Here is a 23,989-nt window from a genome sequence, read left to right as displayed (position 1 = left end):
ATAACCCGTGCACTGCCCCGACCCGACGCCCGCCGGCTCCGCCAACGCCTCGCCGAACTCGACGCGCAGTGGTGAACCCCTTGACAGCAAACGCTTCGTGCCTGCAGCGTCTGATCCGGGACCGGGCAGGCCGGAGATCCGAACGCCGGGCTCCACATGTTGCCGCTGAAGGAGCTACCGTCGCGGGTCGCGAAGCGCGCATTGATCGCCCCGACTGTGATCGTTGCCGGACTGGTGGCGGTCTGTGTCTCCGGCGGGTGCGCCGCGCGGACCGGGAAGCCGCTCATCGAGCGGCCCCTGGGTGCCGGCTGCCAAAGCGGGGTGGTTCAACGAACTGGCGGCGCGGGGCGAGATCTACCGCCGTCGCTGAGGTCCCGGGTCAGCCGACCCGTTGCAGGGCCCGGTCGCGACGCTCGGCGACGCTGGAGCCGGATTCGCGGCGGGCCATCCGGCGCAGCACCACCGGGGCGATCAGCAGCCCGGCCACGGCCCAGGCACCCAGTACGGCCACCGTCTCCAGGTGCCGCCAGGAGTCACCGAGCTCGACGGCGACCGCCTCCGGCGGCAGCAGCGCCGACCGCATGCCGAGCCCCATCCAGTAGATCGGGAACGCCTGCGCCACGCCCTGCAACCAGCCCGGCAGCACGCTGATCGGGTAGAAGATGCCGGAGATCGCGATCACCGCGAGGATCGGCAGGGTCAGCAGGCCCTGGCCGCGCGCGCTGGTGAAGACCGAGCCGAGAACGGCCCCGGTGGGCAGGGTCGCGATCAGACCGAGCAGGAGCACGCCGAGCAGCGTCAGCCAGGCGCCGGGCCGGTCCACCGCCAGCCCCCGGACCAGGAAGAGCGCGGGCAGCAGGAAGATCGACAGGTCGATCAGCAGGCCGCCGGAGACCGAGATCAGCTTGCCGGTCAGGTAGCCGAGCAGGCCGTTCGGGGTGGCCTTGGCGCGCAGCAGGGTGCCGTCCTCGCGGTCGGCGGTCAGCTGCTGGCTCATGGTCACCATGGCCATGGCCGCGTTCATCCCGAGAATGCTGGGCAGGACCAGCGCGCCGAGCGGGAAGCCGCTCTGCCCGAACTCGCGATCCCGCAGGAACCAGAGCGTGACCAGCATCAGCACCGGCCAGAAGAAGTGGTTGAACAGGTCGCCGCCGTTGGTGACCGACTGTCGCAACTCGACCAGTCCCCGCGAGCGACCGGCCCGCAGGGCGTTCCCGACCGGGCTCATCGCACTCCTCCGTCCACGGGTCTCAACAGAGACAGATACGTGTCCTCGAGCGATGCCCGATGGACTTCCAGATCACGCAAGTCGTCGCCGTGCTCGCGATACAGCTCGTAGACCAGTCGCGCCGGCCGGTCGGTGGGCCGGCTGAACCGGTCCCCATTCAGCGACCAGCGCACCTCGTTCTGGCCGGCGACGCGGCGGGCCAACTCCTCGGCGGTGCCGTCGCCGATGATCCGGCCGCCGTCCAGCACCAGGACGCGACCCGCGAGCCGCTCGGCCTCGTCGAGGTCATGGGTGGTGAGCAGGATCGTCGTGCCGTGCTCGGCGGCCAGCCCGCGCACGAGATCATGGAAATCACGGCGAGCCACCGGGTCGAAGCCCACGGTCGGCTCGTCGAGGAAGAGCACCTCGGGCCGGCCGACGATGCCGACGGCCACGTCGAGGCGGCGGCGCTGGCCGCCGGAGAGGGTGTGGATCTTCTGGTTCGCCTGCCCGCTGAGGCCGACCACGTCGACCAGGTCGTCCGGGTCCCAGGGCGTCGTGTACCCGTGGTAGTAGGCGCCGACCTGCGCCAGCAGCTCGCGGACCCGCCATTTACCGTGGTCGCGCCACGATTGCAGGACCACACCGACCCGGGCCCGCCACTCCTCGCCGGCACGGGCCGGGTCTGCGCCCAGCACCTCGACGTGGCCGGCCGAGCGGGTGCGGAAACCCTCCAGGATCTCGATCGTGGTGGTCTTGCCCGCGCCGTTCGGCCCGAGCAGGGCGAGCACCTCGCCGCGCCGGGCCCGGAACGTGACGTCGTGCAGGACGTCGGCCGTCCCGTACCGCATCCGCAGCCCGACCACGTCGATCACGACGGCGTCGTCGGCCACGCCGGCGTCGCCGCCCATCGCCACCGGCGAGTTCGCAACGCCGTCAGCGCTCATCGCCACCGCCGAGCTCCCAGCGCCGTCAGCGCTCATCGCCACCGGCGAGTTCCCGGCGCCGTCAGCGCTCATCGTCGCCACCGGCGATCTCCCGGCGTACGTCCTCGATCAGGCGGCTCCGGTCCACACCCGCGAAGTCGAGGGCCCGCGGCACCGTGCCGACCGGGGCGAGCAGGACGCCGAGCAGCACGTGCCCGGGCCGGCAGTCGCGCTTGCGCTGTGCCCCCGCGAAGCCCCGGTCGAGCGCGGCCTTCGCGGTCGCGCCCAGACCCGGCTGGCCCGCCGTCTGCGGGGTCGCTTGCGGAAGCCCGCCATCGACGCGCACTCCCGCAACAGCGAGGCTTCTGGTGAACTCATGATCCAGCGCAGCACGCACGGCCGCGTGATCGATCCCGGCCGCCGCCAGAGTCGGCGACCCGTCCTGGGCGATCGCAAGCAGCATGTGGTGCGCCTCGATCATGGCCGAGCCCTCGGCGTTCGCCTCCGCCCCGGCCATGACAAGGATCTTGTTGAGGTAATGGTCGAAACTGCTCATCCCAAGCGCCTCCTCAGCGCGACACCGGCGGCGATGAGTCGCTTGGCGTGCTTCTTGTAAACGGCCTGACGGGTCACGCCCAGCGCCTCGGCGACCTGCGGCCAGCTCCAGCCGGACCGCATGGCCTCCTCGACGGCGGCGTCCTCGAGCCGATCGGCCAGCCGCCGCAACGCGCCGACGGCCGCGAGCCGATCGGCGACCTCGCCGGCTGCGGAAATCTCCACGGACATGTAAGCAACCGTAGTTGCTTATCAGACCATAGGCAACTCAGGTTGCTTACCAATCTCGCGGAGCGCCTTCAAAACCTTTCCCCGGTACGACCTGTGGAGCCCCGCAACCAGGCCCGGAGGCCAAGCCCCCTGGTGCACTCGCGCGGCGCCCCCCAGCCTCCAGGCCCAGCCGCGCCGCACGGCCCCGTTCCGCCCCATCGGCGGGCCACCGACAAGGCCCGGACTCCTCTACAGTGACGACACATTCACGCAGACCGATCAAGGAGGGTTCCGCTATGCGCGCGCTGGGACGTAAGGCCATCCGCATCGTGATCTCGCTGGCAGTCACAGGCATCGCCGTCTTCACCGCATCCGCGGCCCACGCCGAGAACATCATGGGCAACTGATTCACCCGCTACCTTGAGCCCGCCGCAGCCGAAATGGTGACACCGGCCCGCATCCGCGCCCATCACGCATGCGGCCAAGCGACAAGTTCCCCAGCGGACCGGTGATCACCTGCGGCAGACCTCGGTCGTCGAAGCCACGTGCCCCGCCCCGACCACGCGGTATTCTCTCTTGCGACGCATCCAGTACAAGCCCTGATGCCTTGCGCCGACGCCACACGCACAACAGTGCTGGGTGAATCGGCGAGAGGCAGGGCGTACGGAATTTTATCGCCGAGTCCGAGGCGTCAGGCGCGCCTCCCACTCCGGCTTCGCCGCGGAGCAACGCCGTCCAACTCGACGGCGTTCCGGAAACGCATGGCCCAATAGCGGGCCCCATCGGTGTGGATGCATGCCTCGACACGCGTCCATCAACCAGCCAGGCCGCGGGGTGACGCCCACGCGCCGATCCTCCATGCCCGGTCGCGGCCGTTCAGGAGCACCGGCATGGCACAAAGCAGAAGGAACAACGATGAGATCCACCTTCACGAGAACCGCACCCCGCATGCGAGTGCGATCGACCCTCGCGGCCGTCTCGGCGGGCCTGCTCGGCGTTGCCCTTTCATCCGGGGACGCCCACGCCGCACCGACGCATGGCGGCCAGAACGTAAGCGGTGCCGGTGCCATCGCCGCACAGGACGAGGCTGCGGCGCCGGTATCGCCACACGTCAGCGGCCCGGCGGACTGCAACGTCAGTCTCTGCGTCCACACCGCGAACGTCGGCGTCGACTACGAGGCCTGGGCAGAGTTCAGGGTCAACGTCACCAAGGGCCGCTTCCACATCTGGGGTCCCCGCCTGAACGTGACCACACCGGACAGTCCGTGGCGGGCCGGCCAGAACACCCGGCGGTACAGGGGCCACGGCAGCGGCAGAGTCTGCGCCGAGGGCTGGTCGTACAGCGGCGGCCGCTGGCACTCCCTCGGCCAGGCATGCGTGGCCACCAAGTGAGCGGAGAACCGCACCGCCACCGCGTTCCTTCGGCAGCCGCATGCCCGCCGGCCTGGTGGCAGGTCAGATCCGACCTACAAACCGCCTGATGACACGCCTGCGGCTGCCCGGATCAATTCCTTCTGGCGGACGATCGCACGGAGGCACCTCTCGTTCGCCAACTCGGCGGCGAACACCACCTCCTCGGCCGTCGCGACCGGGAATTCGGGCAGATCCTCACAGTCGCGAACAGCGTCGTAGAGAGCCGCCAGCGTCTCCTTGGCCAGATCGGAGCTGGTCTCCGACGCTTTCACCCCGGACGCAGTACGAGAGACCCACGAACAGTTGCCACAGCGGCATCAGGTCGAAGTTCTCGGCAAGCTCGAGCAGTTCATCGAAGAGATCACCGGCCAATTCCTGACGGCCGGAACCACCAACAGCAGCGCGAATCGAGCGAATGGCATCCACCCACCAAGTTGATTCCGCTGTGGCGCCGGCCAGGTGCTATTCGATGGCTGGTCTAGCTGTTGTTCCGGACCTTGCCGGGCTGTCCTTGCTTGTAGGCGTAGATGAAGGCGATCAGGCCGCCGGCGATGAGAGCGCAGCTCACCGCGACCGCGACGCCGAATCGGAAGTCAGCCGCGGCCTGCTCCTTGAGCATCTCGGGCGTCGGGTCCTGATCGGGCAGCAGATCTCCGGCGGCGCCCATGAACGCGATGCACGGCAGCACGAACGCGACGATGAGCATGATGGCCCCGGCAAGCCGGGACAGACGGGCACGCGGCATCGCAACAGGTTGCCATAAAGGATCTTGTTCGTGCTGCCCGATCACGTCCGCCGCGCTCGCGGTACCGGCTTCGTGCCAGGTCGTCCTACGGGTGATACCGCGCCGGGAACGTCGCCCATAGAGTTCCCCAAACGTCTCACCAGGGGGAACACCGTGTCGGCTCAGGATGTCACGTCATCGGCGGCGAGACGCCGCTGGTTCATCACGGTTCTGCTCGCCATGGTGATCCTGGCCGTGGTGGCCGGGATCGCACTGTCCCGGTCGCGCGACACCGAGGCCGCGACCGGCCTCGGCACCAGCCCCACCGCGACCACCAGCCTCGCCGCACCGTCCGTGGCCGCCTCCGACCCGGCGTCGGCGCCGGCGGCGACGGGCACGCAAACCTCGCGGAGTGTCCCGACCCACAAGGTGACGACCTCGACCGCACCGGCCACCACCGCCCCGGCCGGGCCGTCGATCGCCTACTTCCGTGTCGCGACGAAGCCGTCCTGCCCGTCCGGCACCGACCAGGTCCGGTACGAGGGCCAGCCGGTGGTCCTCGAGTGGAAGGCCACGGGAGCCGACAAGACCACGCTCTCCGTCGACGGCCCCGGCATCTACGACGAGTACGGCGCCACGGGCTCGGCCACGCTGAACTTCCCGTGCGGCGGCGACCCGGGCAGTTTCCAGACCCACACGTACACGCTGAAGGCCATCGGCCCCGACGGCACGAAGTCCAAGACCCTGACCGTCAAGGCGAAGGTCAACGAGATCGCCACCACCTGACACCCCAACGTCAGGTCGCCGCCGACAACCGGAGTGGCGCACGCCACCTGCGAAAACTCTGCCTTCCGCAGCATTTTGCCGGTGGCGTCAAGTTGGTGTTAGCTTCTTGACCATGGAGTCAACTTCTGTGCCGGCAGCGGTGGAGCCGGTCTCCCCCGCCGCCGAGCAGCCCGGGGCCGAGCCCGCAGCGGCCCCGGCCCCGGCGCTGATCCTGCTGGAGTCGGCGGACGACGCCGGCGTGTGCGACGTGAACGGGATGTGTCTGTGATGACGGCGAGCGCTTTCGGCCCCGCGGCCGAGCCGATCACGATCGACGTCTGGAGCGACGTCGTCTGCCCCTTCTGCTACCTCGGTGACAAGATCCTGCAGCAGGCGATCGAGCAATTCCCGCACGGCGGAGCCGTCCAGGTCCGCTACCACAGCTTCCAGCTGAACCCGGGCTTCCCGGCCGGTGAGGCGATCCCGGCCGACGAGTACCTGGCCAAGAGCCTCCGGATGCCCGCCGCGCAGATCGCCGCGTCGCACGCCCAGTTGGCGTCGCGCGGTGCCGAGGCGGGGGTGGAGTTCCGGTTCGACGGCAGCTTCATGGTGAACACGCTGGACGCCCACCGGATGATCCACTTCGCCAAGGCGGCCGGGCGTGAGCACGACATGGTGGATCGGTTGTTCCGGGCCGAGTTCACCGACGGGCTGAACGTCGCCGACCACGGGGTGCTCGCCGATCTCGCCGCCGAGCTGGGCCTGTCCCGGGACGGCGCGGCCGAGGCGCTGGCGACCGGGGCCTTCGAGGACGACATCCGGACCGACCTGGCGCAGGCCCGGGAGCTGGGCATCTCCGGGGTGCCGTTCTTCGTCTTCGACGGCAAGCGGGCGGTCTCCGGCGCGCAGCCGATCGAGATGTTCCGCAAGGCGCTGGACCTGTCCTGGCAGGACCGGGCCGCCCAGCCGGCATGACCGGACCGGAGCGGCCCCGGCGGGCCGACGCCCGGCGCAACGTCGAGGGCATCCGCCGGGCCGCCCTCGACGTGTTCCGCTCGGGTGGCCTCACCACCCCGCTGGACGAGGTCGCCCGGGCGGCCGGGGTCAGCAAGGGCACGATCTATCACCGGTTCGGCAGCCGGCGCGGGCTGATCGACGCGGTCGTGGACGAGCTGGTCGCCGAGCGGATCCAGGGGATCATCGCGGCGGTCGGCCGGCTCGACGATCCGCTCGCGCGGTTCGAGGAGTACCTGCTGCGGATGTGGCTTCTGCAGTACGACGAGCCGGCCGCGAACGACGTGCTCCTCCGGGCCATGCCGGACTCCGAGCCCCTCGTCCACCTGTGCGAGCGGGCACAGCGGTTCGCCCTCGGGGTGCTGACCGACGCTCAGCGGGCCGGGGCTGTCCGGGCCGACCTGACGCCGGAGGACCTGCACCATCTGATCCTGGAGCGGGGTGTGGTGGTGCAGGCGGGCCTCCGGCAGTCCAGGGAGGACTATCAGCGCCGGTTGCGGTTCCTGCTGGACGGCCTGCGGCACGTCCCGGCCCGATAGCGGTCACGCCTATCTGGCGTGCCGGGGCGGGGGCGGCGGGTTGTAGGGATCGTCGTCGTCGAAGGGCTCGCCGTATTCGTTGGTGGCGCCGGGTGCTCCCGCCGCCGGGGCCGGAGAGGCGGCGGCTGAAGCCGGGGAGGCGGTGGCCGGGGCCGGAGCCGGTGCGGCGGCCGGGGCTGGCGCGGGTTCGAGCGCGGCGGTCAACGCGGCCAGGATGGCGTCGAGGCGGGGCCGCAGCAGCCGCCAGTCACGGTCGGCGGCCATCGCCTCGTTCTCCGCGTCGACCGCGTTGACCAGGTCGCGGAGCATGCCGCTGACCTGGCCGGCGTACGCCTGACGTTCGCCGTCCGGAGTGGCCGGCAGCAGGGCGGCCCACCGGCTCTCCAGCGCGGTGAGCTCGTCGCGGACCGTCGGCCAGGCCAGGCCGCGCTGGGCGCTGTTCAGGGTGGTCAGCACCGGCGGGAGGCGGACGCCGAGCACGGTACGGGTCTCCCCCGCCAGTCCTCGGGCCTCGGCGTCCCAGACGGTGAGCTTGCGATTGCGGTTCACCAGCAGGATCCCGACCAGCCCGGTGAGCAGGCCGATCAGCAGCAGCCAGCCCCAGATCCCGGAGTCGCTGTCGTCCTCCTCGGCGATCGGGACGACCTCGGCGGAGATGCTGGTCGCGGCGGCGGTGGGCTCCTGCGTCCTGGTCGGTTCCTGGGTCCTGGTCGGCTCCTGCGTCTTCGTCGGTTCCTGCGTCTTCGTCGGCTCCTGGGTCCTGGCCGGTTCCTGGGTCCTCGTCGGTTCCTGGGTGCGGGTGGGCTCCTGGGTCCGGGTCGGCTCCGGCTCCTCGGTCCGGGTGGTCTCGTCGTCGGTGGGCGTCGGCCGGGTCGTCCGGTCGGCTGTGCGCTCGGCGGACGGCCGGTTCGACGGCAGCCCTTCCGGTGTGCCCTCGCCGGTGCAGGCCGCGAGGCCGACCGGCAGCAGACCCGTCAGAACGAGCGCCGCGAGTGTGCGCCGATATCGCAGGGACTTCATCGATTCCTCATTCCGGGTACGACGGTGGGCGGGGCGCCGGCCGGACCCGGATGGGCTGAACCGGCCGGCGCCCCGCACGTCGCGGGCGACCCCCATCGGCCGCGACGTAACTCCAGGGTTTGGCCTCAGGCCACTTCCCGCAGGTCGTGGCTGGTGTTGTTGAGGCGCCGGCCGGCGCTCGCGGTGACGGTCACGATGTCCTCGATCCGCACGCCGAGGCGGCCCGGCAGGTAGATGCCGGGTTCGATGGAGAAGCACATTCCCGGTACGAGGGGCTGCTCCTCCCCTTCGACCAGGTACGGCGGCTCGTGGGTGGTCAGCCCGATCCCGTGACCGGTCCGGTGGATGAAGTACTCCCCGTAACCGGCCTCGTCGATCACCCGCCGCGCCACCCGGTCGATCTCCTGGCACGGAACGCCGGGCCGGACCGCCTCGAACGCGGCCTGCTGGGCCCGGCGCACCACGTCGAAGATCTCCCGCTCCTCGGCGGCCGGCGGCCCGACGTGGACGGTCCGGGTGGTGTCCGACCCGTAGCCGTCCTTGAGTCCGCCGAAGTCGAGCACCACCAGGTCGCCGCGCCGGATGACCCGGTCGCCCATCTCGTGATGCGGGTTGGCGCCGTTCGGCCCGGACCCGACCACGGTGAAGTCGACCTGCGAGTGACCGTGTTCGATCAGCAGGCGGGCCAGGTCTCCGCCGACTTCCCGCTCGGTGCGGCCCTCGAACCGTACGCCGAGAATGTCCTCATAGGTCGCGTCAGCGGCCGCACCGGCGGCCGCGAGCCGGTCCACCTCGTCCTGGTCCTTGACCGCCCGCAGCATCGGCAGCGTCTGGGTCATCGACGTGTACGACGACCCGGGCACCGCCTGCTGCAGCCCGAGCAGGTGCATCGACCACGCCGAGTCGGAGATCGCGTACCGGCCGGCCGGGTCGAGCAGCCGGGCCGGCGCCGCGTACGGGTCGGCGCCGTCGGCCCAGGTGGTCATGATGACCGCGGGCGCCCCGGCCGCCGCGGCCGCGTCCGGTTGTTCCAGGACCGGGACGATCAGGTGTGGTTCCTGGTCGGCGCTCAGCAGCAGCAGGGTGATCCGCTCGGTGATCGCGGTCGGCTGGTATCCGGTGAAGTAGGTGAGGTCGGGCCCGGGCGTGACCAGCAGCCCGGTCAGGCCGGCCTCGGTCGCCCGGGTCACCCCTCGTTCCATTCGCTGGGTGAAGTCCTTGCTGGTGAAGGGGGTCATCGAGCACCTCCGAGGGGCCGGGTCGGGATCGTGTGGCTGGTGGCCGCGGCGGCCGCCGCCAGGTGCACGGAGGTGACCGGCTCGGCCCGGTGCCGCCGCAGCAGCAGTACCAGGGCGACACCACCGGCGGACATCAGCGCCAGCAGCAGCGCCGCACCGGCCAGCCCGGCCGCGAGCGCGTCGGCGGCGGGTTCGCCGGCCGCGGTCCGGCCGTCGGAGACCGCGGTGGAGACGGTGGCGGCGGCCGCGACCGCGAGTGATCCACCCACGTAGCGGGCCATGTTGGAGATCCCGGAGGCCTGGCCGACCTGATCGGCGTCGACAGCCGAGGTGGAGGCCGACGACGCAGGGCCGTTGGCCAGCCCGAGCCCGATCGACAGCACGATCAGGGGCAGGACGAAGGCGCCGTAGGACCAGGACGGGCCGACGAACACCAGGGCCGCGCAGCCGGCGGCGGAGAGACCGAATCCGATCGCTACGGCGTACCGTGGCCCGATCTTGACCGCGACCGGGGTGATCAGCGGGGTGATCGCGATCATCGCGGCGGCCGCCGGCAGGGTGGCCAGGCCGGCCTCCAGGGCGGTCATCCCGAACCCGGCGGGGTCCTGGAAGTAGAGGCTGAGCAGATACATCAGCGCGTTGATCACGCCGGCCACCAGCAGGATCGCGCACGTCGAGCCGACCAGCACCCGGTTGCGCAGCAGCGCGAGGTCGACCAGCGGCGCCTTGGCACGCCGCTCGGCGAGCACGAATCCGAAGCCGCCCAGCACGGCGACGACCAGGCAGGCGATGGTCGGCACGGAGATCCAGCCCCAGGTCCCGCTCTTGCTGAGCGCGAGCACCAGCGGGACCAGCGCGACCGCGACCAGCACGGTGCCGAGCAGGTCGATCTCGCGGGGCCGGTCCGGGTCGCGCGACTCCTTGACCGTGAAATACGTCAGGGGTACGCAGGCCGCGGCGATCGCGGCGTCGATCCAGAACAGGCCCTGCCAGCCGGTGGAGCCGACCAGCACCCCACCGATCAGCGGCCCGGCCGCCGCGCCGATCGCCGACGCCGCGCCCCAGAGCGTGATCGCCCGCATCTGCCCGGTTCCGGCGGAGTCCACCGAGAGCAGGCTCATCCCGCAGGCCAGGATGGTGGAGCCGGCCGCGCCCTGGATCATCCGCCCCGCGATCACCCCGCCGGCCGCCGAGGAGAGCGCGATCAGCGCGCAGGAGAGCACGAAGAGCACCAGCCCGCCCAGGAAGATCCGGCGGCGGCCGAAGACGTCGCCGAGCGCGCCGGACGTGACGATCACCGCGGCGCCGACCAGCATGTACCCGGTCACCGCCCATTGCAGCGTGTCGATCGAGGCGCCGAGGTCCTGGCTGATCGCCGGCAGCAGGATCGTCACCGCGGACGTGTTGGCGTTCACCACCAGCGCGGACACGCAGGCCGCGAGCAGAACGCCGAGTCCTGCCGCACGATTGACCTGCGACGGTGAGTCGGTCGACGACGCCATGGCCCGCTCCTTTCCGGTCTGCTGCGGCCAGCCTCCCGAAGCCCGCGATCCAGGGCATCGCTCGCGCCGGATGAATCGCCGGGCCGCCGGTTCCGCCTACCTTGCTCGGCATGGACGAGCGAGAGCTGCGACAGTTCCTGCTCTACCTGGGCAGCGCGCTGACCGCCGCCGGGGAGGCCGTCAATCAGATCGAAGAGCACCTGTTGAAGGTGGCGAGCGCGTACGGTTCGCCGAACGCGCGGGTCAGCGTGCTGCCGACCTACCTGGTGGTGGCGCTGGAGCCCGGGGAGCCGGCGACGCTGGAACCGACGAGACAGCTGCGTGGTGGGTTGCGGTTGGATCAGACCGCATTGGTGTACGACGTGCTGCGCGCCGCCGAGCGGGGCGAGCCGACCCCGGCCGAGGGCAGTGAACGGGTGCTCGCCGCGGTGCGCATGCCGCCCCGCTTCGGCGCGTTGACGCGTACCGCCGGGCATGCCGTGCTGATCGGCGGGATCTGCCTGATCCTCGCGCCGACCTGGGCGGACATCCTCCTGGCGGTGCTCTTCGGCGTGGTGATCGGGATGCTCCGGCTGGTCGGCGCGCGGTGGGCCAGCGCTCAGATGATCATGCCGGTGATCGCCGCGTTCACCGTCTCCGCGGTGACGTTCCTGCTGGCCGGCGGCGGCTGGGCGGACGCCGACCTGCGGGCCATGGTCGCCCCGCTGGTGACGTTCCTGCCGGGCGCGATGCTGACCATGGGGGTCGTCGAACTCTCCGCGTACGAGATGATCACCGGCTCGAGCCGGCTGGTCGCCGGCACCCTGCAACTGCTGCTGCTCGCGTTCGGCATCATCGGCGCCGCCCACGTCGTCGGCGTGCCGGCGCCGATCGCCCCGGAGGACGTCCCGAACACGATCGGCTGGTGGGCTCCCTGGCTCGGCCCGCTGGTCGTGGCGATCGGCAACTATCTGCTGCACGCCGGCCCGCGGCGCTCGTTCGGCTGGCTGACGCTGGTCCTCTACGCCGGGTGGCTCGGCCAGTACCTCGGCGATCTCGTCCTCGGCGGATACCTGAGCGGGTTCGTCGGCGCGCTGGTGCTGACCCTGGTGGCGTACGCCGTCGAGCGGGTCCCGGGCGGTCCGCCCGCGCTGGTCTCCTTCCTGCCCGGGTTCTGGCTGCTGGTGCCGGGCGCGCTGACCCTGATCGGGATGACCGAGTATCTCGGCCAGGACACCGTCCGCGGCGCGGAGGACCTGATCGGCGCGGCCGCCTCGATGATCTCGATCGCACTCGGCGTGCTCTGTGGGCACCCGCTGTTCCGGGCCGCCGTCCGATGACGACGGAGCCTTTCATCCGTACGGGATGAAGCTCTTGATCTTGAAAGAATCCACCCTCGGAAAGCATGCAGAGCCGCAACCCGGTGCAACCGCTGTTGCTGATGTTCCCGCTCGGCCTCTTCGCCGTGGCGATCATCCTGGACCTGGCAACGCTTCTCGGCGCCCCCGCCATCATCGGCACCCTCGCCTACTGGAACGTCGTGGCCGGACTGGCCGGCGGGATCTTCGGCGCGCTGGTCGGCCGGCCACGGGTGGCGATCCTGCTGCTCGACCTGGGGGTGCTCTTCTACTTCGCGACCCTCGCCCTGATCCGGGTGCGCACCGGTGACCGCACCGCCGACACCGGAATCCTGCTGCTGGAGCTGCTCGGATTCGCGGCGGCGTTCGCCGCCTCCTGGTTCGGCGGTCGTCTGGAACCGAACCATTCACCAGGGATGAGACGACCGATATCCAGGGCCGCCGATGATTCCGCCGGACTCTCCACTACCCGAAGGGAGGCGGCGTGAGCGCTGAGGCGGAAGACCAGGCGACCTCGCGACCGAAGACCGCACGTGCGGTGTCCTACATCTCCTGGGTGGCGCTCGCGTTGATGACCACCAGCTCGGTGGCCAGCCTCCGCCCGTCGCCCACCATGGCCGTCTACGGCCTCGCCAGCATCTTCCTCTACATCGTGCCGGCCATCGTGTTCCTGCTGCCGACCGCGCTGGTCTCGGCGGAGCTCGCCTCCGGCTGGAACGGCGGCGTCTACAACTGGGTCAGCCAGGGCCTGTCGAAGCCGATGGGCTTCCTCGCGGTCTGGTGCCAGTTCGCGATGACCATCTTCTACTACCCCAGCCTGCTCGGTTTCGTGGCGAGCACCCTGGCCTACGTGATCAACCCGGACCTGGCGTCGAGCGGCGTCTGGACCGCCATTGTGATCATGGTCTGTTACTGGGCCGGCGTCTGGGTGTCGTCCCGCGGCACCAAGGGCGTGGCCGGGCTGGCCAGCGGTGGCCTGATCATCGGCACGCTGATCCCGGGAGCGCTGCTGGTGATCCTGGGCATCGCGTTCCTGGGACAGGGCAACGAGTCAGCCGCGCCGATGACCGCCGACCACCTGCTGCCGACCTGGGCCGGGCTCTCCAGCCTGGTGCTGATCGTCAACAACTTCCTGTCGTACTCCGGCATGGAGATGAACGCCGTGCACGTCTCCTCGCTGCGCAAGCCGGGCAAGGAGTTCCCCAGGGCGATGTTCCTGGCCATGGGCCTGGTCCTGCTCATCTTCATCCTGCCGGCGCTGGCCATCAGCTGGATCGTGCCGGCCGAGGAGTTGTCCCTGACCGCCGGCGTGATGCAGGCGTTCGACGCGGTGTTCGCCGCGTTCGACTCGCAGTGGCTCACCCCGATCCTCGGGGTCATGCTGGTCGCCGCGTCGCTGGGCGGCATGCTCACCTGGCTGGCCGGACCGTCCCGCGGGCTGCTGCTGATCTCCCGCAAGGAGGGTTACCTGCCGCCGTTCCTGCAGAAGCTCAACAAGCAGGGCGTGCAGCAGAACATCCTGGTCACGCAGGGTCTGGTGACGACGGTGATCGCGCTGGCGTACGCGCTCATCCCGGACGTGTCCAGTGTGTACTGGATCTTCTCGGTGATCACCACGCAGGTGTACCTGATCATGTACCTGCTGATGTTCGTGGCCGCGGTGCGCCTGCGCCGCAACCAGCCCGACCACCCGCGTGGCTACAAGGCGCCGATGCTGACCGGACTCTGCGGGGTCGGATTCGCGGCGTCGCTGGCCGCACTGCTGATCGGCTTCGTACCGTCGTCGCAGTTCGGCGGGGGCAGCACGGGGGTCTACCTCGCGATCGTGGCCGGTGGGGCGCTCGGACTCGGCCTGCTCGTGCCGTACCTGTTCTACCGGTTCCGTAAGCCGAGCTGGAAGACGCAGACGCAGGAGGAGGTGACGGCGTGAAGGAGCATCGAGTTCTCTACCTGGTCCTCGGTGTGGTCTTCCTGCTGCTCGGGGGCCTGGCCCTGGTCAGTTACCACGGGAAGAAGGAGACCGCGGAGGCCACCGCGAAGGCGCAGCAGCTGCAGACCGCGCTGGCGACCGCCGGGCTGCGGGTGCCGCCCACCGACCGGATCGTCCGCGTCCTCGGCGACGACGGCGGGGCGATCTGCTACGACCCGGGCGACGCGCTGCGCCGCAGCACCCTCTACGGGATGCTCACCAACGGTGCGGCCGGCCCCGGCCAGCGACCGGTTCTGGTCGACAACAAGCTGCTCCAGGGCCAGCTCCTGATCATGAAGGTGTACTGCCCGCAGTACGTGGACGCCTTCCAGGACGTGATCGACGATCTGAAGGACGCCTGACATGGAGCTGCGGGAACACATCGACGAGCTGATGCCACGGGCGCGGGCCGACCTGGCCGACCTGGTGGCGATCCGCTCCGTCGCCGACCCACGCCAGTTCCCGCCCGCCGAGTGCGAGCGCGCGGCGAACTGGGTCGTGGACAACTTCGCCCAGGTCGGTTTCACCGGCCTGGGCCTGCACGAGACGTCCGACGGAAGCAAGGCGGTCTTCGGCGTACGCCCGGGGACCGACCCGAGCGCGCCGACGGTCCTGCTGTACGCACACTACGACGTACAGCCGCCGCTCGACGAGAAGGCCTGGCGGACGCCGCCGTTCGAGCTCACCACGGTCAACGGGCGCTGGTACGGCCGTGGGGCGGCGGACTGCAAGGGCAACATCGTGATGCATCTGACGGCGCTACGGGCGCTGGGTCCGGACGTACCGGTCAATCTGAAGTTGATCGTCGAGGGCTCCGAGGAGCAGGGCACGGGCGGCCTCGAGGACTTCGTGACCCGCAACCCGGACCTGCTGCGCGCGGACGCGATCCTGGTCTGCGACACGGGGAACGCGGCGGTCGGCCTGCCCGCGGCGACGGTGACCCTGCGCGGCCTGGTGAACGTGGTGGTCGAGGTGCAGTCGCTCGGCGGCGAGCTGCACTCCGGGATGTTCGGGGGTGCCGCACCGGACGCCCTCGCCGCCCTGATCCAGATCCTGTCGACGCTGCGGGACCGGGCCGGGAACACCACGATCGCCGGGCTGGAGAACGAGCAGACCTGGCTGGGGGCGCCGTATCCGCCCATCCAGTTCCGTGCCGACGCGGGCCTGATCGACGAGGCCCGGCTGCTCGGTGACGGCACGGTGTCGGACATGATCTGGGCGCGGCCGGCGGTCACGGTCCTCGGCATCGACTGCCCGCCGGTGGTCGGCTCGGCCGCGGCGATCCAGCCGCTCGCCCGGGCCCGGCTCAACCTGCGGGTGCCGCCGGGGACCGACGCGGTGAAGGCACAGGACGCGCTGATCGCCCAGTTGCACGCGGCGGCGCCGTGGGGTGTGCGGGTGTCGGTGACTCCGGAGGCGCTCGGGCAGCCGTTCGAGGCGCGGACCGGCGGGCCGGCGTACGAGGCGCTGGCGTCGGCGATGCGGACCGCGTACGGGCGGGAGATGACGACGCTGGGTCAGGGCGGGTCGATCCCGCTGTGCAACGTCTTCGCGGACACGTACCCGGACGCGGAGATCGTCCTGATGGGGGTGGAGGAGCCGCAGGCGCTGATCCACGCGCCGAACGAGAGTGTCGCTCCGTCCGAGATCGCCGACCTGGCGCTCGCCGAGGCCCTCTTCCTCCAGCGGTACCGCAGGTAGGAGGCTAGCCGGCGGAACCAACAGGGCCGCGTCCATGGCCGGACGCGGCCCCGTTCGGCCCTCCGGTCACTGGTCGGCTGTGGTCGGACCGGACCAGGGTGCGAACGCGTTCGCATCGGTGGGCAGGGTCGCGGTCAGGTCAGGGCAGTGCCGGTGGATCAGACTGGTCATCGAGGTCGCGGCGATCCAGTCCAGGCCGAACTGGGTGTAGATCTCCGGTCGGTAGTCGGCGGTGAGGAACCGGTCGCTCTGCAGGCGGCGTGACGCCATCAGGATGAAGACCCGGAACGCGGTGTCGGAGAAGCCGAAACCGTCCGGCGGTGTCTCGGCGAACAGCCCGACCATCGTGTCCACTTCGTCGATGCCGCGGTAGACGGCGCGCAGCCGTCGTACCGTCTCCGGGTCGGTGCTCAGGTCCTCCCACCGCTTGATGCGGGGCAGGTGCAGCGCAGCGCGGAAGTCGTTGTAGCGAGGAACGCCGCGGCGGCGGGTGCGCACCAGGTCGACCACGGACAGGTCGATCAACTCGCCCTCGCGCTCCAGTTCGAGCAGCGCCTTCGGGTAGTTGTGCAGCGTGATGGCGCCGGGATGGGCGGTGCCGAACGAGTAGAGCACGTTGGTCAGCCCAAGCTCGCGCAGCACGTCGTCGGCCAGGTCGCCGCGCAACTGCGGGAAGGCGGCGTCGCGAAGAAGGCGGCCGGTGGCCGCGTCGTGGAACGCGTAGTCGTCCGGGATGAGCGGGTGCATGCGGTAGACGGTGACGAAGTCCTCAGTGAGCGAGAACGGTGTGCCATGGTGGTCGGGTGTCGTCTTCGGTATGCCGTGCAGCGCGTTCGCGTCGGTGAGCCAGAGTCCGATCCGGCTGAGCAGGTCGTTGGCCGGAACGCCGTACCAGTTGACGTTCATCCCCCGGCGCAGCACCTCGGTGTTCAGGATGGCCGGCGTCCACTCCACGGTATGGATCTTGGCGATCAGGGCTGACACGACAAGCCGGGCGGTCTCGTAGACCCGCAGGTCGCTCCAGTCCGGGTTGCGTCCACGCAGTTCATTGCAGAGCACGTTGTGCTCCCGGGCGAACAGGGTGTGCATGCTGCTGAGCCCGAGCCACCAGGCCTCGTTGAAGCCGGTGATCTCGGCGCCGCGGACGTCCAACGGCAAATAACCCTCCGGGGTCATCCGCAGCTTCGCCCCGTCCCGCAGTTCGGCGGCCTTCGCGGCGTCCGAACCGTACACCTCGGAGCCGTCCCACCAGTGCGATACGACGTTGCCGAACAGCTGCTCGACCCCGTCCGCGCCGGTGCCTCGGCTGATGTTCCCGCCGATCCGCATCCACGGCTCGAGGGGGCCGCCCGGCGTGTTCATCCAGCCGGGCATGTCCGCCGGCAGCGGCACCCGGACGTCGTCAACGCCGAGCGGGTGCCGGGCGTGGACCACCCAATCGTGCACCTGGAACTGGATCCAGGCGGCGGCCAGGATGTTCAGCGAGGTCGCCGGACGGAACGTCGCGCGGTGCAGCAGTTCGCGGCTGACCACGATCGGGTTCGGCTCGTCGACCAGATCGGGTCGGTGCACAGCCGGCACGTTGCGGCCAAAGGCCGCGCCCACGGCACCCATGTCCGGCTCGGACAGATCGTTCGAGCGACCGTCATGGGTACGGAAGTCACGCTCGTCCCGGGCAGGACGAACCGGCGTGGGCCGCGCCCGCGGCGGGGCCACCCGCACCTCGGTGTCGATCAGATTGTCCCGGCGCAGCACCTCTCGCAGAGCGGCCAGGTTGAGCAGCGCCAACGAGGTCGGCAGGCGGTGCCACGGCCGGAACCGGTTGACCGCGCCGAAAATCGCCCGCAGCACGGCGCCGGCGACGTGGTTGCGGATCGGGACGTCGGTGAGCCAGCGTTCCCGGTCCCGGTGTTCCGCACTGGCGTCGTATGCGGCCTTGCGCACGCGGTTGAGGTTGCCGAGCGGCCGGAACTCGTCGGTGGTGTTCCACGGGTTGAACCGCAGCGCGTGCACCGCCGGGTCGTCGGACGACCCGGCACGGATGGTCAGCACCGCGATCGGCTCGGGCGGGGCAGCGGGCGAGCGCCAGTCGACGGCGGCGTCCTCGATCGGCGTCGACCGGACATCGCGGAAACGCTGCACGCACAGCTCGAAGCTCACCTCCCCGCGCGCCAGGCGGCTCACCAACTCGTGGCCCAGAAAATCGGGATCGCCGGCCGGCGGAGCGTCCGCGGCCGGTGTTCCGGGCGCCGGCCGCAGCAGGTACTGCACCGCCATCGCGTCGCCCCAGGCGATCGGGATGCGGCTCCAGAACGTCTCGGTCGCCACACTGCTGATCCGGCTGCGGGCGGCGGTCAGGTTGCGCACGATGCGGACCGTCTCGCCCGGGCCGAGCACGAACACCAGCCGCAGCAGCCCGGCGTATCGCCGCCATCCGCCGCCGGCCGTGGCCACGGCGACCTCGGCGAACTGCCGGGCGTCCCGGGCGTGCGACACCGGTGCGTTGGTCATCAGCAGGTCGTGCTGCTCGTCGGCGGCCACGCTGACCCGCAGCGCCGCGCCACGCAGGTCGGCCTCATGGTCGGAGCGGATCCGGCCTTCCGCGTTGCTGAACCGCACCGCCGTGCGGTAGATCGCACCGGGTTGGGCGAAGCCGGTCCGCAGGTCAGGTGGCAGGTCGAGGAACCGCAGCTCCGCTTCTTCCGTGCCGAAGATGCCTTTGGCTTGGAACCCTGCGGTGATCGGCCCGCCGCCGGAAGCCGTGCGGTTCTTCAGCTGCGTCTTCATGATCTTGACAGCGAATTGTTCGAAGAGCCGCCGCTCGGCCTCGGGTGAACCGCCCAGGTAGGTCTCCGACCAGAGCCTCGTTCGGTTCGTGGTCCGGTCCTCAGCATTCATCGGTGACCCCCGATTGATCAACCCGCGGAAGGCGTCGCGAGCCGATCCTGGCGCAACCGGGGTCGGTGCGGGTGTCTGCTGTCGGCTTCCCGATCCGGACAGGTACCGGTCTGGTGGTCAGAGGCGAACGCGGAAGGCCGGCGCTCCGCGTAAGGCGGGGCGCCGGCACACGGATCAGGCTGGGCGGGCCCGCAGGCCGGCGATGCCCAGAACGATCCCGCAGATCCCGACGAAGCACAGCGTCGTCGCTCCGAACAGGAGGAATGTCGCCATCCCGAGGCCGGGCCAGATCAGGACAGCCACCGCGGCCAGGGTCACGCACAACCCCAGTGCGATCCGCCACCCGCTCCCCGCCCGCCGGTCCCCGATCGCGATGAAGATCTCGGCGAGGCCGTCCAGGAGCCAGCCGAGCGCCACGAACACCACCAGCAGCTTGATCGAACCGGCCAGATCACGCAGGCACAGGATGCCGAGCAGCCCGACCAGGACGCCGAAGACGACGCCCAGGATCCGGCCGGCGACCGGCGCGTCCGGGGACATGACGAACTGAATGATCCGGACCACGCCGAGGATCAACAGGTTGATGCCGAACAGCAGGCCGACCACCTTGAGGGTGGCCGACGGCCAGGCGAACGCGATGATCCCCAGAATGAGGGCGAACACCCCGGCGACCAGGCTCACCCACCCGGCGCTGCGTACCATGCCGACCCCCTCAGCGGTAACGGACCTCGCGGCCGTGCACGGACAGGGCGTAGATCACCAGGACGTCCACGGCGATCATGATCGTGCACCAGACCGGGTACGCGGGCAGGAACATCAGATTTGCCAGGGCGCTGAACACCGCGACGATGATGCCCACCACCCGGGCCCACATCTGCCCGACGAAGACCCCGATGCCGGCCCCCACGGCGACCACCCCGAGCAGCAGGTGGGTCCAGCCCCACACGGTGTAGTCGAAGGTGAGCACCAGCCCGGAGTTGGTGGTCAGGTAATACTCGTCCCGGACGATGGCGACCAGACCCTCGATCGCCTGGAAGCCGCCCATGAGCAGGAGCATCACCCCCGCGAACACCACCGCGCCGACCCACGCGGTCGGCTCCCGGGCGGTTCGGGGCGGGGTGTAGGGCTCCTCCGCATAGTTGGTCGTCTGCTGGGTGTCCGACATGCCGTTCTCCCTCCAGATCAATTCTCGCGGCGCCGGACCGGCGCCCGAGGCAGGTCGCTGAAAGCCGCGGCCACGAAGCTCCCGACCAGTTCGGTCCGGGCCGCCCGGGCCGCGACCACTTCGATCACGGCACCGTCGTCGGTGCGCAGCCGCACCGCGATCGGATTCCGCCCGCACCGCCGGCCCTCCTGCGCCGGCAGCCGGAAGACGCCCTTCGGCAGGACCTCCGCGGTCAGCCTCAGGTTGCGGTCGAGGACCGGCCCGCGCCGGATCACCAGGACCTCACCGGCCCAGCGCGCCCACATCCAGCGCGACCAGCGCCGCCGCAACCGCCGCCAGGCGGCCGGCGGCGGCCCGCAGGCCCGGACCCGGCACTCGAAGGTGGGGCCGTCCTCGGCGAACGCCCGCCGGCGACGCCGTTCCCGGGCGACGGCGGCGATCGCCGCGAGGAGGACGAGGAACAACAGTGACGTCACCACGGGATCCCCTCACGTTCATCGATCGACGGCATGGTCACCGGAGTTCGCGCCCGGTCGCGTCATCCCCGGTGGATGAGCCGCGGTTCCAGTTGCGCGGGCGCCAGTTCTCGACCACCTTGGCCACCGCGGTGATCAGGAAGATCTGACCGGTGAGCACCTCGAACACGGCGACCGTCTGTCCCGGGTTGCCGGCCGGGACCAGGTCGCCGTATCCGGTGGTGGTCACCGTGACGAAGCTGAAGAAGAGCGCCTCGGCCAGCGACGGATCGCCGCGCTCGCCGAAGAACGGACCGGGCTGGATCACCGCCAGGCACTCGTACGCGAACCCGAAAGCCATCCCGATCAGCAGGTACGCGGCGAGCGCCCCGAGCATCGTCTGCAGGTCCACCCGGTCGCGGCGGCTCAGGTCCCGGACGATCGCGATCGGCGCCAGCAGGTACAGCGCACTGGCGGTGGAGAACGCCAGCCCGGTCAGCAGCCGCCCCTGGTTGACCTGGGTGGCCGCGGCGGCGGCCAGCGCCAGCAGCAGCGTGATCGCCCCGGCCAGCCGGAGACCCGGACGGGCCCGGGCAACGCGCAGCGACTGCCACACCGTGGCGGCCTGGACCGCCAGCAGCACCGTCACCATCCAGTGCCGTTCGGCGAAGATCGCCAGCACGTAGGTGCTCACGATCAGGAGCAGGACCAGGCCGTACCCGTGGCGGGGTGTCATCCGGCCGGGTCGTCGTCCGCCGGCAGGCGGCGCACCTCGATCAATCGCAGCCCGAGCCCGTGGATCCGGGAGATCAGGCCGACCACCGCGGACTGATCCGGCAAATTTCCGTGCAGTACCGTCTCCGGCGGCTCCACGCTGACGGTCAGGTCACGCAGCTCGGCGAGTAGCTCGTCGGGGATCACCCCGGAGACTCGGACCTGGTAGGTCGGGTCCGGCATCACTCGCCCCCCTACTTCGCGACGCTGTCGTGGACCCGCGAGTGCAGCAGGCCGAGCTTGAACAGCCGCTCGATGCGCCGCACCGTGAACGGGTGCGACTGCGGCAGCTGGGCCAGCTCGACCCAGAACCCGCGCAGCGCCCGGCCCTGCCGCACCAGCTGCTCCACGTCGGTGGTGTGCTCGGTGTGCCGCCCGGAGGCGAGCAGCACCAGCCCGGACGCGCCGGACGGGCACAGGTGGGCGCCGTGCCGGTCGCAGGAGTACTCCCGCAGCCGGGACAGCGTCGGCCCGAGCACCGGGATCCGCTCCGAGTAGGCGACCGACAGCTGGTACCAGAGCGAGACGTGGTGCAGCCGGATGTGCCCGAGTTCGTGGCCGAGGATGAACCGCAGCCCCTCCCGGTTGTTCTGCTGCAGGTTGACGAAGAGCTCGTTGGCGAGCACCACGTAGTCGTGCCCGGTGGCCTGCGCCGCGAAGGCGTTCAGCGTGCCGTTGCCGTTGGCCAGGTAGATCGTCGGCCGGCGGGGCAGCCCGAGCCGGTGGGCGAAGTCGTCGGCGGTCCGGTAGAGGTCGCCGTACTGGTGCGGGCTCAGCTCGACCGCGGTGCCGCGCACCGAGGCGCGCTGCGTCTCCCTGATGATCACCAGGACCGGAACCAGCAGGAGCAGGCCGATGAACGCGCTGCGGATCGCGGTCGCCCATGGTGTGCCCTGCAGGCGTTCCGGCAGGTAGGGCAGGGTGATCGCGAACTGCAGGATCAACCAGACGATGATCAGGTTGAGCACGACCATGAATACGTAGAACGGCATCTCGGCCGGGTGCCGCAACCGGGGGCCGGCGGCTGATGACGTCGACACGGTGCCTCCTCTCCTGCCCGCGGCTTCGGGCACCGCGGCTTCGTGCCGACGATCCGCGCAGGGACGACCCGGCACCTCATCCCACTGGAGTGAGGCCGGTCGCCGACGGTCCGGAGAGGCTGTCCAAGATGCGGGCGGTCCGCCGCAGGCTCACAGATTCCGAATTTAGTACGACCTACGACTCCCGTTAGCGGTTATGCGCCAAAGCCGTGGGAGCCACCGAGGAGGCTGACGTGACCGGTGAACCCGATCAGATGCGCCGCTGGCTGGCCCGGCTCGCGTTCGCCGCGGCGATCTCCGCCACCGTGCTGGTCCTCGCGGTCGCCGGCCTCGACGGCAGCCTCGGGTTGCTGCTCGTCGCCGCGCTCGGCAGTGCGATCACCCTGGCCGGCGCGTGGTGGTTCCTCACCCATCGCCGGCTGCTGCGCTGGGCGGCCGGGTTCGTCGTGGTGCTCGCCCCGCTGGTGGTGGCCGTGCTCTACGCGCGTGCCGAGCTGGTCTGGGTGGTCGTCCTGTTCGGCCTGCTCTGGACCGTCGCGGTGGCCGCGGGACGGCGCGCTCTCGCACCTGCGGCGGACTGGCCGGCGACCGTGCCGACCAAGGCTCCGGAGCGGCCGTACCTGATCATGAATCCGCGCTCGGGCGGCGGCAAGGTCGGCCGGTTCCGCCTCGCCGAGACCGCCCGCGCCCTCGGCGCCGAGGTGTTCCTCCTGGACGGTCCCGCGGTCGACGTCGCCGCAGTGGCCCGCCGGGCGGTCCGCGACGGCGCGGATCTGCTCGGGGTGGCCGGCGGCGACGGCACCCAGGCCCTGGTCGCCGGGGTGGCCGCCGAGCACGGCGTACCGTTCCTGGTCATCTCGGCGGGCACCCGCAACCACTTCGCTCTCGACCTGGGCCTGGACCGGGAGAACCCGGCGACCTGCCTGGACGCGCTCACCGACGGTGAGGAGATCCGGATCGACCTGGGCCTGATCGGCGATCGCACGTTCGTCAACAACGCGTCGTTCGGCGCGTACGCGACGGTCGTGCAGAGCCCGCACTATCGCGACGCCAAGCTCGGCACCGCCCTCGACCTGCTGCCCGCCGCGCTGGCCGGCGAGTCACCGCTGCGCCTGACCGTGGACGGCACCACGGTTAACGGCCCACAAGCGGTCCTGATCAGCAACAACGCCTACCGGACCGACTCCGGCCGGCGCTCCGGTCTCGACCGGGGTGAGCTGGGGGTCCTCGCCGTGACGCTGCGCGGCGCCCTGGACGCGGCCGGTCTGATCGGCCGCCGGGGCCGGGCCCGGGCGGTGCGCGCCGGCACCGGCCGCGAGGCGACCGTCGACGCCGATCTGCCCGAGATCCCGGTCGGTGTCGACGGTGAGGCGCTGCTCTTCTCGACGCCCGTACGCTGCGAGATCGTTCCCGGTGCACTCCGGGTCCGGGTCCCGCGGCAGCGGCCCGGCGTCCCCGCGCCGCCCCCGCAACTGGACTGGACACGACTGCGGCGGCTGGGTTTCCCCAGCCGCCGCTGATCCCCGGCGCCGTTATC

The 23,989-nt window shown here is 70.7% G+C and carries 27 protein-coding genes; 11 read left to right on the top strand and 16 right to left on the bottom strand.

Features of this window, described 5'->3' with window-relative positions:
- Positions 1 to 379 precede the first annotated feature (379 nt).
- The 4 genes from CHC09_RS39135 to CHC09_RS39120 form a co-directional block, all read right to left on the bottom strand.
- Positions 380 to 1,228, bottom strand: a complete 849-nt coding sequence (locus CHC09_RS39135; protein ID WP_089298326.1) for an ABC transporter permease — start codon at positions 1,226 to 1,228, stop codon at positions 380 to 382.
- Entirely contained in the window at positions 1,225 to 2,118 is an 894-nt protein-coding gene (locus tag CHC09_RS39130; protein WP_089298366.1) for an ABC transporter ATP-binding protein, read from the bottom strand. Before CHC09_RS39130 ends, CHC09_RS39135 begins: the two co-directional genes overlap by 4 nt.
- Positions 2,119 to 2,215: 97 nt before the next feature.
- Entirely contained in the window at positions 2,216 to 2,689 is a 474-nt protein-coding gene (locus tag CHC09_RS39125) for a Clp protease N-terminal domain-containing protein (protein WP_089298325.1), read from the bottom strand.
- The gene (locus CHC09_RS39120; protein WP_089298324.1) at positions 2,686 to 2,919 is read right to left on the bottom strand and encodes a hypothetical protein; all 234 of its coding nucleotides are present in this window, start codon (positions 2,917 to 2,919) and stop codon (positions 2,686 to 2,688) included. Before CHC09_RS39120 ends, CHC09_RS39125 begins: the two co-directional genes overlap by 4 nt.
- Before the next feature lie 927 nt (positions 2,920 to 3,846).
- On the opposite strand from CHC09_RS39120, the gene CHC09_RS39115 reads away from it, so the two are divergent.
- Positions 3,847 to 4,290, top strand: a complete 444-nt coding sequence (locus CHC09_RS39115) for a hypothetical protein (protein ID WP_089298323.1) — start codon at positions 3,847 to 3,849, stop codon at positions 4,288 to 4,290.
- A 74-nt stretch (positions 4,291 to 4,364) separates the two neighbouring features.
- Here CHC09_RS39115 and CHC09_RS39110 read toward each other — a convergent pair whose 3' ends face one another.
- Both CHC09_RS39110 and CHC09_RS39105 read right to left on the bottom strand, forming a co-directional pair.
- Positions 4,365 to 4,583, bottom strand: a complete 219-nt coding sequence (locus CHC09_RS39110; protein ID WP_089298322.1) for a hypothetical protein — start codon at positions 4,581 to 4,583, stop codon at positions 4,365 to 4,367.
- Positions 4,584 to 4,789: 206 nt separating this feature from the next.
- Positions 4,790 to 5,056 carry a hypothetical protein gene (locus CHC09_RS39105; protein WP_089298321.1) on the bottom strand — a complete coding sequence of 89 codons (267 nt, stop codon included), beginning with the start codon at positions 5,054 to 5,056 and terminating at the stop codon, positions 4,790 to 4,792.
- Between the two features lie 153 nt (positions 5,057 to 5,209).
- Here CHC09_RS39105 and CHC09_RS39100 point away from each other — a divergent pair, with 153 nt between their 5' ends.
- From CHC09_RS39100 to CHC09_RS39090, 4 genes are all read left to right on the top strand, one after another.
- Positions 5,210 to 5,821, top strand: coding sequence for a hypothetical protein (locus CHC09_RS39100; protein WP_089298320.1), 612 nt, complete (start codon positions 5,210 to 5,212; stop codon positions 5,819 to 5,821).
- 112 nt (positions 5,822 to 5,933) lie between these two features.
- Positions 5,934 to 6,089 carry a hypothetical protein gene (locus CHC09_RS46865; RefSeq protein ID WP_179277463.1) on the top strand — a complete coding sequence of 52 codons (156 nt, stop codon included), beginning with the start codon at positions 5,934 to 5,936 and terminating at the stop codon, positions 6,087 to 6,089.
- Positions 6,089 to 6,775 (top strand): DsbA family oxidoreductase, encoded by a 687-nt coding sequence (locus CHC09_RS39095; protein ID WP_089298319.1) that lies wholly within the window; start codon positions 6,089 to 6,091, stop codon positions 6,773 to 6,775. The genes CHC09_RS46865 and CHC09_RS39095 overlap by 1 nt, the downstream gene beginning before the upstream one ends.
- A complete protein-coding gene (locus CHC09_RS39090; protein WP_089298318.1) occupies positions 6,772 to 7,353 on the top strand; it encodes a TetR/AcrR family transcriptional regulator in 582 nt (193 codons plus the stop codon). Before CHC09_RS39095 ends, CHC09_RS39090 begins: the two co-directional genes overlap by 4 nt.
- A 9-nt stretch (positions 7,354 to 7,362) precedes the next feature.
- Here the strand turns inward: CHC09_RS39090 and CHC09_RS46860 are convergent, their stop codons facing one another.
- The 3 genes from CHC09_RS46860 to CHC09_RS39075 form a co-directional block, all read right to left on the bottom strand.
- Positions 7,363 to 8,373 carry a hypothetical protein gene (locus CHC09_RS46860; RefSeq protein ID WP_089298317.1) on the bottom strand — a complete coding sequence of 337 codons (1,011 nt, stop codon included), beginning with the start codon at positions 8,371 to 8,373 and terminating at the stop codon, positions 7,363 to 7,365.
- A 125-nt stretch (positions 8,374 to 8,498) separates the two neighbouring features.
- Entirely contained in the window at positions 8,499 to 9,611 is a 1,113-nt protein-coding gene (locus CHC09_RS39080) for an aminopeptidase P family protein (protein ID WP_089298316.1), read from the bottom strand.
- Complete coding sequence (locus tag CHC09_RS39075; protein ID WP_089298315.1) at positions 9,608 to 11,113, bottom strand: MFS transporter; 1,506 nt, start codon at positions 11,111 to 11,113, stop codon at positions 9,608 to 9,610. Before CHC09_RS39075 ends, CHC09_RS39080 begins: the two co-directional genes overlap by 4 nt.
- 110 nt (positions 11,114 to 11,223) lie before the next feature.
- Between CHC09_RS39075 and CHC09_RS39070 the strand changes: the two genes are divergently transcribed.
- The 5 genes from CHC09_RS39070 (at position 11,224) to CHC09_RS39050 (ending at position 16,120) form a co-directional block, all read left to right on the top strand.
- Positions 11,224 to 12,432 carry a threonine/serine exporter family protein gene (locus tag CHC09_RS39070; RefSeq protein WP_089298365.1) on the top strand — a complete coding sequence of 403 codons (1,209 nt, stop codon included), beginning with the start codon at positions 11,224 to 11,226 and terminating at the stop codon, positions 12,430 to 12,432.
- A gap of 65 nt (positions 12,433 to 12,497) precedes the next feature.
- Positions 12,498 to 12,938 carry a DUF2231 domain-containing protein gene (locus CHC09_RS39065; protein WP_179277462.1) on the top strand — a complete coding sequence of 147 codons (441 nt, stop codon included), beginning with the start codon at positions 12,498 to 12,500 and terminating at the stop codon, positions 12,936 to 12,938.
- Complete coding sequence (gene gadC, locus CHC09_RS39060) at positions 12,935 to 14,380, top strand: glutamate/gamma-aminobutyrate antiporter GadC (protein ID WP_089298314.1); 1,446 nt, start codon at positions 12,935 to 12,937, stop codon at positions 14,378 to 14,380. The genes CHC09_RS39065 and gadC overlap by 4 nt, the downstream gene beginning before the upstream one ends.
- Positions 14,377 to 14,781, top strand: a complete 405-nt coding sequence (locus CHC09_RS39055; RefSeq protein ID WP_089298313.1) for a hypothetical protein — start codon at positions 14,377 to 14,379, stop codon at positions 14,779 to 14,781. Before gadC ends, CHC09_RS39055 begins: the two co-directional genes overlap by 4 nt.
- Position 14,782: 1 nt before the next feature.
- A complete protein-coding gene (locus tag CHC09_RS39050; RefSeq protein WP_089298312.1) occupies positions 14,783 to 16,120 on the top strand; it encodes a dipeptidase in 1,338 nt (445 codons plus the stop codon).
- 66 nt (positions 16,121 to 16,186) lie between these two features.
- On the opposite strand, the gene CHC09_RS39045 is transcribed toward CHC09_RS39050, so the two are convergent.
- The 7 genes from CHC09_RS39045 to CHC09_RS39015 form a co-directional block, all read right to left on the bottom strand.
- Complete coding sequence (locus CHC09_RS39045) at positions 16,187 to 19,018, bottom strand: peroxidase family protein (RefSeq protein WP_089298311.1); 2,832 nt, start codon at positions 19,016 to 19,018, stop codon at positions 16,187 to 16,189.
- Between the two features lie 174 nt (positions 19,019 to 19,192).
- Entirely contained in the window at positions 19,193 to 19,720 is a 528-nt protein-coding gene (locus tag CHC09_RS39040) for an HdeD family acid-resistance protein (RefSeq protein WP_089298310.1), read from the bottom strand.
- A 10-nt stretch (positions 19,721 to 19,730) separates the two neighbouring features.
- Positions 19,731 to 20,183: a DUF7144 family membrane protein gene (locus CHC09_RS39035; protein ID WP_089298309.1), complete on the bottom strand. Its 453-nt coding sequence runs from the start codon at positions 20,181 to 20,183 to the stop codon at positions 19,731 to 19,733.
- 17 nt (positions 20,184 to 20,200) lie between these two features.
- The gene (locus CHC09_RS39030; RefSeq protein WP_089298364.1) at positions 20,201 to 20,659 is read right to left on the bottom strand and encodes a hypothetical protein; all 459 of its coding nucleotides are present in this window, start codon (positions 20,657 to 20,659) and stop codon (positions 20,201 to 20,203) included.
- 37 nt (positions 20,660 to 20,696) lie between these two features.
- The gene (locus CHC09_RS39025) at positions 20,697 to 21,374 is read right to left on the bottom strand and encodes a potassium channel family protein (protein ID WP_089298308.1); all 678 of its coding nucleotides are present in this window, start codon (positions 21,372 to 21,374) and stop codon (positions 20,697 to 20,699) included.
- Positions 21,371 to 21,595 carry a hypothetical protein gene (locus CHC09_RS39020; RefSeq protein WP_089298307.1) on the bottom strand — a complete coding sequence of 75 codons (225 nt, stop codon included), beginning with the start codon at positions 21,593 to 21,595 and terminating at the stop codon, positions 21,371 to 21,373. Before CHC09_RS39020 ends, CHC09_RS39025 begins: the two co-directional genes overlap by 4 nt.
- 11 nt (positions 21,596 to 21,606) lie before the next feature.
- Positions 21,607 to 22,452, bottom strand: coding sequence for a M48 family metallopeptidase (locus CHC09_RS39015; protein ID WP_239138825.1), 846 nt, complete (start codon positions 22,450 to 22,452; stop codon positions 21,607 to 21,609).
- 233 nt (positions 22,453 to 22,685) lie between these two features.
- Here CHC09_RS39015 and CHC09_RS39010 point away from each other — a divergent pair, with 233 nt between their 5' ends.
- A complete protein-coding gene (locus CHC09_RS39010; RefSeq protein ID WP_239138824.1) occupies positions 22,686 to 23,972 on the top strand; it encodes a diacylglycerol/lipid kinase family protein in 1,287 nt (428 codons plus the stop codon).
- Positions 23,973 to 23,989 lie beyond the last annotated feature (17 nt).

It is taken from the genome of Actinoplanes regularis (assembly GCF_900188005.1).
Taxonomy (GTDB): domain Bacteria; phylum Actinomycetota; class Actinomycetes; order Mycobacteriales; family Micromonosporaceae; genus Actinoplanes; species Actinoplanes regularis.
The sequence above is the reverse complement of the archived record's forward strand: the minus strand, read 5'-3'. Positions and strand labels throughout refer to the sequence as shown.